Origin of the sequence: Streptomyces sp. NPDC052042, assembly GCF_044548345.1 — a bacterium.
GTDB lineage: Bacteria > Actinomycetota > Actinomycetes > Streptomycetales > Streptomycetaceae > Streptomyces.
This window is the reverse complement of record NZ_JBIUBU010000016.1, coordinates 66,529-79,887: the sequence shown is the minus strand read 5'-3', so window position 1 is coordinate 79,887 and position 13,359 is coordinate 66,529. Positions and strand designations below refer to the sequence as shown.

General features: G+C 71.8%; 12 protein-coding genes. 6 read left to right on the top strand and 6 right to left on the bottom strand.

Features of this window, described 5'->3' with window-relative positions; all coding sequences use genetic code 11:
* Window positions 1-80: 80 nt before the first annotated feature.
* Window positions 81-1,184 (bottom strand): hypothetical protein, encoded by a 1,104-nt coding sequence (locus tag ACIHCL_RS24375; protein WP_399864725.1) that lies wholly within the window; start codon window positions 1,182-1,184, stop codon window positions 81-83.
* Window positions 1,185-1,252: 68 nt separating this feature from the next.
* Between ACIHCL_RS24375 and ACIHCL_RS24370 the strand changes: the two genes are divergently transcribed.
* Window positions 1,253-2,398, top strand: a complete 1,146-nt coding sequence (locus ACIHCL_RS24370; protein ID WP_399864723.1) for a cystathionine gamma-synthase — start codon at window positions 1,253-1,255, stop codon at window positions 2,396-2,398.
* A gap of 232 nt (window positions 2,399-2,630) precedes the next feature.
* Here ACIHCL_RS24370 and ACIHCL_RS24365 read toward each other — a convergent pair whose 3' ends face one another.
* Window positions 2,631-3,161, bottom strand: a complete 531-nt coding sequence (locus ACIHCL_RS24365) for a MarR family winged helix-turn-helix transcriptional regulator (RefSeq protein ID WP_399864722.1) — start codon at window positions 3,159-3,161, stop codon at window positions 2,631-2,633.
* A gap of 156 nt (window positions 3,162-3,317) precedes the next feature.
* On the opposite strand from ACIHCL_RS24365, the gene ilvA reads away from it, so the two are divergent.
* Complete coding sequence (ilvA, locus tag ACIHCL_RS24360; RefSeq protein ID WP_399864720.1) at window positions 3,318-4,547, top strand: threonine ammonia-lyase; 1,230 nt, start codon at window positions 3,318-3,320, stop codon at window positions 4,545-4,547.
* 273 nt (window positions 4,548-4,820) lie between these two features.
* On the opposite strand, the gene greA is transcribed toward ilvA, so the two are convergent.
* Window positions 4,821-5,318: a transcription elongation factor GreA gene (gene greA, locus ACIHCL_RS24355; protein ID WP_399864718.1), complete on the bottom strand. Its 498-nt coding sequence runs from the start codon at window positions 5,316-5,318 to the stop codon at window positions 4,821-4,823.
* A 261-nt stretch (window positions 5,319-5,579) separates the two neighbouring features.
* Complete coding sequence (locus ACIHCL_RS24350) at window positions 5,580-5,996, bottom strand: DUF4307 domain-containing protein (protein ID WP_399864716.1); 417 nt, start codon at window positions 5,994-5,996, stop codon at window positions 5,580-5,582.
* A gap of 183 nt (window positions 5,997-6,179) precedes the next feature.
* Between ACIHCL_RS24350 and mca the strand changes: the two genes are divergently transcribed.
* The 4 genes from mca to ACIHCL_RS24330 all read left to right on the top strand — a co-directional run bounded on the left by mca (window position 6,180) and on the right by ACIHCL_RS24330 (window position 11,556).
* Window positions 6,180-7,061, top strand: coding sequence for a mycothiol conjugate amidase Mca (mca, locus tag ACIHCL_RS24345; RefSeq protein WP_399864715.1), 882 nt, complete (start codon window positions 6,180-6,182; stop codon window positions 7,059-7,061).
* 1 nt (window position 7,062) lies between these two features.
* Entirely contained in the window at window positions 7,063-7,296 is a 234-nt protein-coding gene (locus tag ACIHCL_RS24340; RefSeq protein ID WP_399864713.1) for a hypothetical protein, read from the top strand.
* A gap of 701 nt (window positions 7,297-7,997) precedes the next feature.
* Window positions 7,998-9,257, top strand: a complete 1,260-nt coding sequence (locus ACIHCL_RS24335) for a mannosyltransferase family protein (protein ID WP_399864712.1) — start codon at window positions 7,998-8,000, stop codon at window positions 9,255-9,257.
* A 226-nt stretch (window positions 9,258-9,483) separates the two neighbouring features.
* Window positions 9,484-11,556 (top strand): thioredoxin domain-containing protein, encoded by a 2,073-nt coding sequence (locus ACIHCL_RS24330; protein WP_399864711.1) that lies wholly within the window; start codon window positions 9,484-9,486, stop codon window positions 11,554-11,556.
* An 89-nt stretch (window positions 11,557-11,645) separates the two neighbouring features.
* Here ACIHCL_RS24330 and ACIHCL_RS24325 read toward each other — a convergent pair whose 3' ends face one another.
* Together ACIHCL_RS24325 and ACIHCL_RS24320 are read right to left on the bottom strand one after the other, a co-directional pair.
* Window positions 11,646-12,278 carry a TetR/AcrR family transcriptional regulator gene (locus ACIHCL_RS24325; RefSeq protein ID WP_399864709.1) on the bottom strand — a complete coding sequence of 211 codons (633 nt, stop codon included), beginning with the start codon at window positions 12,276-12,278 and terminating at the stop codon, window positions 11,646-11,648.
* A gap of 267 nt (window positions 12,279-12,545) precedes the next feature.
* Window positions 12,546-13,271 carry a hemolysin III family protein gene (locus ACIHCL_RS24320; protein WP_399864708.1) on the bottom strand — a complete coding sequence of 242 codons (726 nt, stop codon included), beginning with the start codon at window positions 13,269-13,271 and terminating at the stop codon, window positions 12,546-12,548.
* Between the last annotated feature and the right edge of the window lie 88 nt (window positions 13,272-13,359).

The window sequence follows — 13,359 nt, the reverse complement described above, 5'->3', positions numbered from 1 at the left end:
CCGGCGCCCTCCTCGTGCCTCGTACACGGGCGGTACACGGATGGTGGTCGTGCGGCGACTGGTCGTCGTGCGGCGGCGCCCTAGCGCGGCAGCGTCGCCGGGTTCCCGCCGTTCGCCTCGTAACCCGCGACCGCCAGCGCGCGGTGGACCGTGTACGCGGCGGCCGGGTCGGGGTTCTGGGTCCACGGCAGCGCGCCCACGTGGCCGTCGACGCGGATGATCTGGTTCATCGCCTCCGACCAGCGCTCCATCCGGACCAGGAAGAAGACCAGCAGGTGGCGCACATGGGCGAGCATCGGGTCGTCGGGGCGCGCCGAGTGCACCGCGAACAGGGCGCCCTCCACCGCCTTGGTCACCACCGCGCTCCGGTAGAAGCCCTGCACGAGATTGACCTCGGGCAGGTGCTCGTACACCGCGAACAGCGGCAGCGCCGCCAGCAGCGAGCCGTGCGCGGCGCGGGCGGCGGCCGAGGTGGCGAAGCGGTCGGCCTCCTCGCGGGAGCCGTGCCACTTCTCGCACCAGTAGTGCAGCGCGGCCAGGTACGCGCCCATGTGGGTCGGGGCGCGGTCGATCACCTTCGCCCACAACTGGTCGAACTCCTCGTGGGAGTAGCCGAGTCCGCGCGCGACGGCCAGTTCGACGAGGTACGGGACGGGGTCGCCGGGCGCCAACAGCGCCGCCTCGCCGCAGACCGTGCGGGCCTCCTCCAGGATGATCCGGAAGTCGTCGGTTCCGGCGGTCGACGAACGCCATGCCTGCTGCACCAGGAACTCGGCGTGCACCGCCGCGCCCCCCGCGTCCTTCGGCGCCTCGGCCCGCCACGTGCGCAGCCACGCGCCGCCGACGCCCGGCTGCGCCGCCAGCTCCAGCGCTGCCGCACCCGCGAAGGCCTGCACCCGCTGCCAGCGCAGCTCGCTCTCCTTGGGCGTACCGGCCAGCAACTGCGAGGCCGCACGCCAGTCCTGGGAACGCTGCACCACCTCGAGTACGTCGAGAAGATCCTGGTCCGGTCCCGGCAGCCGGATGTCCAGCTCCTCCTGGCGCGCGAAGCCGTAGGCGTCCGGGTCGGCGGCGTCCGGCGAACCGGGTGCGACCTGGCGGATTCCGCCGCGACGGCGCAGCAGGAACGGGCCGATGACCGCGGTGAGCATGCACATTGCGATCAGGAACCAGAGAATCTCCATGACCCCATTGTCACCGGACGGCCGGGAAGCGGGGTGGGAGACCTCGCGACGAACTACGCTCGGGCCCCATGAGCGACCAGCACAGCTTCGAAACTCTCGCGATCCACGCGGGTAACACCGCCGACCCCCTCACCGGCGCCGTCGTCCCGCCCATCTACCAGGTATCCACGTACAAGCAGGACGGCGTGGGCGGGTTGCGCGGCGGCTACGAGTACAGCCGCAGCGCCAACCCGACCCGTACCGCCCTGGAGGAGAACCTCGCGGCCCTGGAGGGTGGCCGTCGGGGTCTGGCCTTCGCCTCCGGCCTCGCCGCCGAGGACTGCCTGCTCCGCACCCTGCTCACCCCCGGCGATCACGTGGTCATCCCGAACGACGCCTACGGCGGAACGTTCCGGCTGTTCGCGAAGGTCGTCTCGCGGTGGGGCGTGGAGTTCTCGGTCGCCGACACCTCGGACGTGTCGGCGGTACGGGACGCGATCACCCCGCGCACCAAGGCGATCTGGGTGGAGACCCCGTCCAATCCGCTCCTCGGCATCACCGACATCGCCGCGGTCGCCGACGTGGCCCGTTCGGCGGGGGTGCGGCTGGTCGTCGACAACACCTTCGCCAGCCCGTACCTCCAGCAGCCCCTCGCTCTGGGGGCCGACGTGGTGGTGCACTCCACCACCAAGTACATGGGCGGGCACTCGGACGTCGTCGGCGGCGCGCTGATCGTCAACGACCCCGGTCTGGCCGAGGAGTTGGCGTACCACCAGAACGCGATGGGTGCGGTGGCCGGGCCGTTCGACGCGTGGCTGGTGCTGCGGGGCATCAAGACGCTGGCGGTCCGCATGGACCGGCACAGCGAGAACGCGGTGAAGATCGCCGATCTGCTGACCCGCCACCCCAAGGTCACCCAGGTCCTCTACCCGGGCCTGCCCGAGCACGCGGGGCACGAGGTCGCCGCGAAGCAGATGAAGGCGTTCGGCGGCATGGTGTCGTTCCGGGTCGCGGGCGGCGAGGAGGCGGCGGTCCAGGTCTGCAACCGGGCCGAGGTGTTCACCCTCGGTGAGTCGCTGGGCGGCGTCGAGTCCCTGGTGGAGCACCCGGGCCGGATGACGCACGCCTCGGCGGCGGGCTCCCCGCTGGAGGTCCCGTCCGACCTCGTCCGGCTCTCCGTCGGCATCGAGTCCGCCGACGACCTGATCGCCGATCTGACACAGGCGCTCGGCTGACGGACGCGGTTCGGCCGCGCGAAGCCGGTTCGGCCGCCCGAAGCCGGTTCGGCCGAGCGACGCCGGTTCCGCCGACCGGCGTGGTTCGGGCGACCGGCCGGTTCGGCGGGGGCGCCCGGTCGAAGCGTCCCGTGACGGTCGCGGCCGTGGCCGGGGTGTCACGGGACGCCTGCGGCGCCCGGTGCCCGGTGTCCGCCCGGTCGTCCGCCGGACGCGGCCGACCGGGCGCGGATCAGTCCGCCGAGGGTGCCTGGTGCGTGGCCTGCCGGGCGGCCAGCGCCGTGTTGAACCGGGTCAGCAGCGCGCAGAACGTCTCGCGTTCCACGGCCGTCCAGCTCTCCGTGACCTGCGTCATGAGTTCGCGCCGGGAGCTGCGGACCTCGTTCAGCCGTTCCTGGCCGCGCGGGGACAGCTGGAGCACGACGGCGCGGCCGTCCTCCGGGTGAGAGGTGCGCTTGACGAGGCCGGTGTCGACGAGCGGCGCGACCTGCCGGGTCACGGTGGACGAGTCGATCCCCATGCCCGCGGCCAGGGCCTTGACGCCCATCGGCCCCTCCCGGTCCAGCCGGTTGAGCAGCAGATAGGCGGCCCGGTCCATGGAGTTGCGGACCTGACCGACGCCGCCGAGGCGGGTCTGCTCGGCACGGCGGGCGAACACCGCGACCTGGTGCTGGAGCACGTCCAGGACGTGCTCGGATTCCGCGGGTCCGGGGGCCGCGCCCCCGGAAGGAGACGCGGCTGTCGTCATGTCCTGAGGGGGCATGGCCGGGAGCTCTCTTCGTACGGTGTCGGATGGGTGGGGGACAGAGTACGCGGCCCCGGGGCAACGCGTACCAGTGCTGCACAAACCCGTGGACACCGACTCAGGACGGGATCCCGGGCGGCGCACGACGGTACGTCGGGCTGCGAGACTTGCCGTATGGACTTCCGCGTGCCCGGCCAGCATCCCCCGCTCATCCTCGACGACGTCCGCGGGGCGCAGAAGATGCTCTCCGGCGTGGCCAGGGTGACCCCCATGGAGGGCAGCCGCCATCTGACGGGCCTCGTCGGCGCGCCGGTCCACTTCAAGTGCGAGAACCTCCAGCGGACGGGTTCGTTCAAGCTGCGCGGCGCGTACGTACGGATCGCCGGCCTGTCCCCGGTGGAGCGGGCGGCCGGGGTGGTCGCCGCGAGCGCCGGGAACCACGCGCAGGGCGTCGCGCTGGCGTCCTCGCTGCTCGGCGTGCGGTCGACGGTCTTCATGCCGGCCGGGGCACCCCTGCCGAAGGTCGCCGCCACCCGCCAGTACGGGGCCGAGGTCCGGTTGCACGGCCATGTCGTCGACGAGGCGCTGGACGCCGCGAGGGAGTACGCGCGGGAGACCGGCGCGGTCTTCATCCACCCCTTCGACCACCCCGACATCATCGCCGGACAGGGCACGGTGGGCCTGGAGATCCTTGAACAGTGCCCCGAGGTGCGCACGATCGTCGTCGGAGTCGGCGGCGGTGGGCTCGTCGCGGGCATCGCGCTGGCGGTGAAGGCACTACGACCCGATGTGCGGATCGTGGGCGTGCAGGCGGCGGGCGCGGCCGGCTACCCGCCGTCGCTGGCCGCGGGGCACCCGGTGTCGATCGCCGCGCTGAACACGATGGCGGACGGCATCAAGGTGGGGCGGCCCGGCGATGTGCCGTTCGGGATCGTCCGGGAGCTGGTCGACGAGATCCGCACGGTCTCCGAGGACGAGCTGTCCAGTGCGCTGCTGCTCTGCCTGGAGCGGGCGAAGCTGGTGGTGGAACCGGCGGGCGCGAGCCCGGTCGCGGCACTGCTGAGCGATCCCAAGTCGTTTCGCGGGCCGGTCGTGGCCCTGTTGTCGGGCGGCAACGTGGACCCGTTGCTGATGCAGCGCGTGCTGACCCACGGCATGGTGGCGGCAGGGCGCTACCTGAGTCTTCGGCTGCGGCTGTCCGATCGGCCCGGAGCGCTGGCCACGCTGCTCGGTGTGCTGTCGGCTGCCGATGCCAACGTGCTGGACATCGGTCACGTCCGCACCGACCCCAGGCTCGGGCTGACCGAGGTCGAGGTGGAGCTGCAACTGGAGACGAAGGGGCCGGAGCACTGCGAGGAGGTCTCGTCGGCGCTGCGTGAGGCGGGCTATCGGGTGATGAGCTGAGACCGCACGTCGGTGGGATCTCGGGGTTGTGGGACCTCGGGGCGGCGGGCCCGCATCTCCGTGGGACGCACAAAGACGCGGGCCGGGCCGTGTGCCCCTCGCAGAATCCGTGCGCGGCAGGGCCGAGCACAGCCCGAACGTTGCGCGTGCCGGTCGAGCGTTCGGCACATCGCTCGGCACGGCGGAGCCGTGTGCGGGGTGCGAGGTCGCGTGGACGCGCGGGTGCCGCCGCCCGTGAGGGTCGGCGGCAGCCCGCGTCGTCGATGCCTTGGGTCAGCCGTCGTAGGGCCTCGCTTCAAGGATCTTCACGCGTGCCATCTTGCCGTTCGGCAGCTCGTACTCGGCCACGTCACCCTTGCGCATGCCGTTGACGCCGATGCCGAGTGGTGACTGCGGGGAGTACGTCTCGATGTCCGCGCTCGCGTATTCGCGGGAGGCGAGCAGGAAGGTCACGGTGTCGTCCGGGTCGCCGTCGAACGCGATGGTGACCACCATGCCGGGCTCGACCACGCCGTCGTCGGCGGGTGCCTCGCCGACCTTCGCGTGCTCCAGGAGCTGGGTGAGCTGGCGCACCCGCAACTCCATCTTGCCCTGCTCCTCCTTGGCCGCGTGGTACCCGCCGTTCTCCCGGAGGTCACCCTCCTCACGGGCCGCCGCGATCTTTACGGAGATTTCCGTGCGCGCGGGACCAGAGAGGTACTCCAGCTCGGCCTTGAGCTGGTTGTACGCCTCCTGAGTGAGCCAGGTGACGTTATCGCTGGTCTGGGTCACAGGGTGCTCCTCGTCGGTGCTGGGAATACAAAGCATCGCCCTACCCGTAAGCATGTGCCTCTACGGGTGGGCGAAACCACGAGCCTAACAATTCACCGGGAAAAGGGGGAGAAGGTAAATCACCAGGCACACGTTTGTGCAGGTCAGCGACTGTCTGAGCGGCCGGGTGTCGCTGAGTGGCGAGTCAGTTCGCCGTCCTGGTCCGCGGGGGCGCCGCGGCGGACCGTACGCCGGACGGGGGCCCGGGACCGGGATCCGGCGTCAGCCGGCCGGTCCGTCGTCGGCGGTACAGCCCAGTAGTTCGACGCTGGTCGCCCTCGCGGTCGTACGCAGTGACACGATGCGGTCCACGCGGTCCGCGCGGTCGTCGAAGCGGAAGTCCTTGCGGGCCACGTCGCTGCCGTCCTCGTGCTGGGCGCGGAGAGTGCAGTAGCCCTTGGCGTCCGCGTTCTTGCGGACCTCCAGGTGCACGTCGACCCGCTCGTCGGAGACGACCTGGCGCTTGATCATCTCGGCGCTGATCTGCTGTCCGGAGACGTAGTCGTAGCCGTACCAGCCGATCAACCCGAGGAAGGCGACGCCGAGCACCGCACCGGTGATCCTGAGCCTGCGGTCGGCACGCTCGTCCGCGGAGCGGCCGTAGCGGTTCTCCGGAAGCGCGTCGCGCACCGCGGTCATGATCGTTCCTCCCGTGCCGGGGACCGAGGAATTTTCCGCCCCCCGGTTCGGTCACTATAGAAGCCCCGGACCCGACGCCTGACCACTACCCCGCGCCCACGCCTGCGGGGACGACACAGCACGTCGACGTTGATGACACCGTGTAATCGCGACCGGATCGCGACCGATCACTGAGGACCGAGATTGACTGAGCAGCTGCGTTTGATGGCCGTTCACGCCCACCCCGACGACGAATCGAGCAAGGGCGCGGCAACAATGGCCAAGTATGTGTCCGAGGGGGTGGACGTGCTGGTGGTGACCTGCACGGGAGGCGAGCGCGGCTCCATCCTCAATCCGAAGCTGCAGGGCGACGCGTACATCGAGGAGCACATCCACGAGGTGCGCCGGAAGGAAATGGACGAGGCCCGGGAGATCCTCGGTGTCGAGCAGGAGTGGCTCGGCTTCGTCGACTCGGGGCTGCCCGAGGGCGACCCGCTGCCGCCGCTGCCCGAGGGCTGTTTCGCGTTGGAGGACGAGGAGAAGGCCGCCGGGCGCCTCGTCCGCAGCATCCGCGCGTTCCGGCCGCACGTCGTCACGACGTACGACGAGAACGGCGGCTACCCGCACCCCGACCACATCATGACCCACAAGATCTCGATGATCGCGTTCGAGGGCGCGACGGATACCGAGACCTTCCCGGAGTCGGAGTTCGGCCCGGCCTGGCAGCCGCTGAAGCTCTACTACAACCAGGGCTTCAACCGGCCGCGCACGGTGGCGCTCCACGAGGCCCTGCTCGCCCGTGGCCTGGAGTCCCCGTACGGCGACTGGCTCAAGCGCTGGAAGGAGTTCGAACGCGAGGAGCGCACCCTCACCACGCACATCCCGTGCGCGGACTTCTTCGAGATCCGGGACAAGGCGCTGCTCGCTCACGCGACGCAGATCGACCCCGACGGCGGCTGGTTCCGCGTTCCGATGGAGATCCAGAAGGAGGTTTGGCCGACCGAGGAGTACGAGCTGGCGAAGTCCCTCGTCGACACTTCCATCCCCGAGAGCGACCTCTTCGCGGGCATCCGCGACAATGCCTGATATGTGCGCGACTCAGGTACTGACCGATCTCGTTCCGCTCGCCGACTCGTTCGACAAGAACAAGGTGACCCCCGGCGTCCTCGGCTTCCTCGTCTTCGCGGCGCTCGCCGTCGGCGTCTGGATGCTGATGAAGTCCATGCACCGGCACATGGCCAGGGTCGACTTCGAGGAGGCCCCGGACCCCGCAGCAACGGCCGATGCCGGCGCGGCGGCGGGCACCGCGAAGCGGAAGTAGCGCCGACGGCGCAAGCGAAAGCGCGAACAGGCGCGGAAGCAGGAGCGAGAGCGGAGGCGGGCGGAGGCGGGCGGAGGCGGGCGCGGAGCGCCGCCCGCCGGTGCCGTCATGCCCTCACCGCGCCCGCCGTGCCGGAACCTTCCGGCACGGCGGGCGCGGCGACATGCCCGGGCTCGCGCCCGGGTCTCGCGCCGGAGCCACGCCGGTCCGTTCTGCCGGTCGTACCGTGCCGTCCCGGGCCGAGGCGCTCCGGCCACGTCGTTCCGGTGGTTCGGCGTGACCGCGCGGTCGTGGACGGCTCCGTACGACCGCGGTGCCTGCGCACGACCGTGAACGCCTTCACGTGTTCGGCCGGCCCGCCGCCGACCGGAGGCGGGCCGGTGGCGGGCGAAACGGTTCGGAGCTTCCCGGCCGGTACCGTCCGGGGAGCCGTCCCGCGTCTTCGCACCGCGTCGCACCGCTTTTGTGCCTCCGTGGCGCGGCGCATCGCCGACTGCGCCCATCGCCACGTCACGCCTTCGTCGCTTCACTCCTTCCCGGCCGCGCGTCTCCTGTCCCTCTCCTGCCCGTCGTCGACCCCTCCCGCCCGCCTGCGGGGCGGTGCCCGCCCGCGCCGTCCGGCCCGTCCACAGCCCCCGAACCCCGCAGCACCCGAACCGTCCCCGTCCGGCCCGCCCCACCCCGACCCCGGAGACCTCGCAGTGACCCTTCCCACTCCCTGCCGGCAGCACGAGCACGGGGGGTCCGCCCGGAGCGGAGCCGCCTCGACGACGTCAGCCGGTGCCGCGGCACCGGACACGGGCCTTTCGGGCCGGCTGCTCCGGCCGCTGCGGCGGATCGCGCCCGCTGACCGCGAGGTGCTGTGGCTGTACCTGCTGACCCGGGTGGGCATCTGGACCGTCGCGTACTGCACCCGCTGGCTGTTCGCCGAGGACGGGCAGAGCCGCCACGCGGGTTCGTTCTTCTCCTCGTGGCAGCGCTGGGACTGGTGGCACTACCTGCACATAGCCCAGGAGGGGTACTTCCCGGACGGGCAGGGGCCCTGGATATCCGAGTGGGACAACCGGGAGGCGTTCTTCCCCGGCTTCCCCTTCCTGCTGCGCGCCGTCCACACGGTCGTCCCGAGCTGGCCCGCGGCCGGCGCCCTGATCTCCTTCGTCGCCGGGGGCGTCGCCGTCCTGGCCCTCGCCCGGATCGCCCGGCTGTACCTGCCGCAGGACGAGGCCGGTCCCCGCGCGGCGCTGTTCTTCCTGCTCTCCCCGTGCGCGGTCTTCCTGGCCGCCGGCTACACCGAGGCGCTCTTCCTGGCCCTGGCCCTGCCCGCCTGGCTCGCCGCCCAGCGCCTCAACTGGCCGCTCGCGGCCCTGCTGACGGCCCTGGCCACCAGCGTCCGGGTCAGCGGGCTCTTCCTCGCCGCGGCCCTCGCCGTCCACTTCCTGGTCACCGCCCGCACCGCCGCCCACTGGCGCCGCCTCCCCTGGTTGTTCCTGCCCGCCCTGCCGCCGCTGCTGTACAGCTGGTACCTGCACGCGCACACCGGTGACTGGATGGCCTGGAAGCACGCCGAGGAACGCGGCTGGTACCGCGATTTCCACGCCCCCTGGGAAGCCTGGGCGAACACCTGGCACGCCGCCTTCGGCCACTCCCAGGCCACCGGGTACGCCCTGATGAGCCAGGCCGAGCTGCTCACCATGCTGATCGGGGTCGTCCTGTGCGGAGTGCTGCTGTGGCGCGGGCGCTGGGCGGAGGGCGCGTACATCGGGCTGAGCCTGTGGGCGCTGGGCACCTCCTACTGGTACACCTCCATTCCCCGCGCGAGCCTCCTGTGGTGGCCCCTGTGGGCCGGCCTCGCCGGGTGGAGCCTGCGGCGACCCCAGGTCAAGACCGCCTATCTCGCCATTGCCGCCCCCCTGATGACCGTCGTCGCCGTCACCTTCCTCTCCGGGCGCTGGGCCGGCTGAGCGCCGTTCCGGGTGGGGCCGGACGAGCGCCGTTCCGCGTGGTGGGCCGGACGAGTGCCGCTCCTGGCGGTGGGCCCGCCGGGTGCCGTTCCCGGTGGTGGGCCGTCCCCTTCCTCTTCCGGCACTGGGCCGGACGAGTGCCGCGTCGAATGGCGGGTCGGACAAGCCTCACCGGGCACCCCGCGGCGTGGGCGCGCCGTCCGGCCGGGTACGCGAGGATGGGTCCATGGCCAACCGACTCGCGCACGCCACGTCCCCGTACCTCCTCCAGCACGCGGACAATCCCGTCGACTGGTGGCCGTGGGAGCCCGCCGCCTTCGAGGAGGCACGCAGGCGCGGCGTGCCCGTGTTCCTGAGCGTCGGCTACAGCTCCTGCCACTGGTGCCATGTGCTCGCCCACGAGAGCTTCGAGGACGAGGAGACGGCGGCCTTCATGAACGCGCACTTCGTGTCCGTGAAGGTGGACCGGGAGGAGCGGCCCGACGTCGACGCCGTCTACATGGAGGCGCTTCAGGCGGCGACCGGCCAGGGCGGATGGCCGATGTCGGTCTTCATGACCTCCGAGGGCCGGCCGTTCTATTTCGGCACGTACTTCCCGCCCGAGTCGCGGCACGGGATGCCGTCGTTCAAGCAGGTGCTGGAGGGGGTGCGGGCGGCTTGGGCCGAGCGGCCCGGCGAGGTGGCCGAGGTGGCGCTGAAGATCACGCGAGACCTGGCCGGGCGGCAGCTCGACCATGTGCAGGCCGGGCCGCCAGGTGAGGCGGAACTCGCCCAGGCGCTGCTCGAACTCACCCGCTCGTACGATCCGGCATCCGGATGGTTCGCCGGGGACACGAAGTTCCCGCCGAGCATGGTCGTCGAGTTCCTGCTCCGGCACCACGCCCGGACCGAGTCCCAGGGGGCCCTCGACATGGCCGAGGGGCTGTGCGGGGCGATGGCCCGGTCGAGCCTCTTCGACCAGGTCGGCGGCGGCTTCCACCGCTACGTACTGCGTCAGCGGCCCGGGGGGCCTCTGGTACCGCACTTCGAGAAGATGCTGTACGACAACGCGCTGCTCTGCCGGGCGTACACGCATCTGTGGCGGACGACGGGTTCGGCCGAGGCGCGCCGGGTCGCCGTGGAGACCGCCGACTTCATGGTGCGTGAACTGCGCACCGCCGAGGGTGGTTTCGCCTCCGCGCTGGACGCGGACAGCGCCGAGATCACGGGCGGCGCCGACATCGGTGGCCGGCACATCGAGGGCGCGTACTACGTGTGGACGCCGGAGCAGTTGCGCGAGGTCCTCGGCGAGCGGGACGCGGAGTTCGCCGCCGCCTGCTTCGACGTGACGGAGGAGGGCACCTTCGAGGCGGGCGCCTCCGTCCTGCGGCTGGCCGGTACGGGCCCCGAGGCGGACACGGGCCGGGCCGACCGGGTGCGGGCCCTGCTGCTGGCGGCCCGCGAGGAGCGCCCGCGCCCCGGGCGGGACGACAAGGTGGTCGCCGCGTGGAACGGCCTGGCGATTGCCGCGCTCGCCGAGACGGGGGCCTACTTCGACCGGCCCGACCTCGTCGAACGCGCCACCGAGGCGGCGGATCTGCTGGTCCGCGTCCACATGGGGGACACCGCCCGGCTGGCCCGCACCTCGAAGGACGGCCGGCCCGGCGGGCACGCCGGGGTGCTGGAGGACTACGGCGATGTCGCGGAGGGCTTCCTCGCGCTGGCCTCGGTGACCGGCGAGGGCGTCTGGCTGGAGTTCGCCGGTCTCCTGCTCGACACCGTGCTCCGGCACTTCACCGGTGAGGGCGGGCAACTGTACGACACGGCGGACGACGCCGAGCAGCTGATCCGCCGTCCGCAGGACCCCACCGACAACGCGGCCCCGTCGGGCTGGACGGCGGCGGCCGGCGCGCTCCTCTCGTACGCCGCGCACACCGGTTCGGAGACCCATCGCAGCACCGCGGAGGAGGCGTTGGGCGTGGTGAGGACGCTGGGCCCGCGGGTGCCGCGCTTCATCGGCTGGGGGCTCGCCGTCGCCGAGGCGCTGCTCGACGGGCCGCGCGAGGTGGCGGTCGCCGGTCCGGTCGGCGGCGAACTGCACCGTACGGCGCTGCTGGGCCGGGCGCCCGGTGCGGTGGTGGCGGCCGGGGAGACGGGCGGGGCCGAGTTTCCGCTGCTGGCGGACCGGCCGATGGAGGGCGGCGCGCCGACGGCATATGTGTGCCGGCACTTCGTGTGCGACGCCCCGACGACGGACCCGGAGGAGCTGGCCCGTCGTCTGGGAGCCGGACCGAGGGAGGCGAGCCCCCGCCACCCCTGAGAGCTCTTCCGAGCGTTGTCCCGCTCCGCCTGCGGGCCGCCCGGATCCGCGGACGCCGTTCCCGGAGCCCGGCTCGCGGCGGTGGTCGACTACAGCGTCATACCGCCTTCGAGCGTGTCCAGCGCCCGGTCGATGAGGTCCGTGAGGTCGTCCTTCTGGCCGTGTTCGCCCCAGTACAGGGTCACCTCGCGCAGCGCGCCCAGCACTGCCGCGACGAACACCCGGACCGCCAGGTCGTCGGCGTCGCGCCCGCTGCGCTCGGCGAGCACCCGAGCCAGCATCCTGGCCGTGTCCGACATGGTCTCCGTCATCCGCGCCCGGACGGCGGGGACCTCCACCAGCAGCCGTGTGCGCTGCCGCACCTCCTCCTCGTCGCTCACGAGGAACGTCGGCAGCGTCCGGGTCAGGACGTACCGCAGCGACTCCAGAGGCGGTTCACCGGTCGGCCGCCTGCGCAACCCGGCCTCCAGGGCCGGGTCGTACGCGTCGGTGAGGACGATGTCCTCCTTGGTACCGAAGTAGCGGCACACGGTGCTCGGTGACACCTCGGCCGCCTCGGCGATCTGCTCGATCGTCGTCGCTTCGTACCCCTGTTCGGCGATCAGCCGGTGCGCGGCCCGGCGGATCGCCATGCGGGTCCTGAGCTTCTTCCGCTCGCGCAGACCCAGCTGTGAAGGAACCCCGGATACGAAAACGGAAGGGGTACGGGAGGTGACGGCCATGGTCGTCATTGTCGGCCATGGGCGGGTCCAGGGCCATGGAGCAGGAGTGGCCGCGGCTTCGAAGCCACGGCCACGGGATGGGCGCTGACGGAAAACGGAAGACGGAGAGCGGAAGACGACGGAGAGCGGAAGACGACGGAGGGGTGCAGCGAGGAGCGATGGAGGGCGGAGGGGCGGAGCGGGGCCGGAGGGCAGGATGGAGCGGGAGCGGGACGGGCAGAACGGGCGGAACGAGGGCGAGCAGGAGCGGGAGCCGTTCGGGCGGCGTCAGGCGTGGTTGTAGGCCACCAGCGAGATGCCGACGTAGTGCACGATGAAGGCCGCCAGGGTCAGCGAGTGGAACACCTCGTGGAAGCCGAACCAGCGCGGGGACGGATTCGGCCGCTTGATGCCGTAGATGACCCCTCCGGCGCTGTAGAGCAGTCCGCCGACGACGACCAGCACCAGCACCGCGATCCCGCCCGTGCGCAGGAAGTCCGGGAGGAAGAACACCGCGGCCCAGCCCATGGCTATGTAGCAGGGCGTGTAGAGCCAGCGCGGGGCGCCGACCCAGAACACCCGGAAGACGATGCCCGCGGTGGCCGCCGCCCACACCGCCCACAGCAGCGGGGTCCCCTTCGCGTCGGGCAGCAGGAGCAGGGTCAACGGGGTGTAGGTGCCCGCGATGATCAGGAAGATGTTGGCGTGGTCGAGGCGGCGGAGCACCGCTTCGCCGCGCGGTCCCCAGGTGCCGCGGTGGTAGAGCGCGCTCACCCCGAACAGCAGGCACGCGGTGAGCGTGTACACGGCACAGGCGATGCGGCCCCGGGCGCTGTCGGTCAGTGCGATCAGCGTGATTCCCGCGATGACCACGGCGGGGAACATACCGGCGTGCAGCCAACCGCGCAGCCGTGGCTTCAGCGGGACGGTCGGGGCGGTCGGGACCGTCGAAACGGCCTCGGGTGCGGCTGTGTCCGGTCCGGCCGGCTCGGGCTCGGCTGTGGCGGCAATCATTCCCGCATCGTACCTACGGGACCGTAGGTAACAGGCGGGAGTGGCAATGCTCACGTGTGCGGCCCCCTGGACATATGGGCGCAAGGGT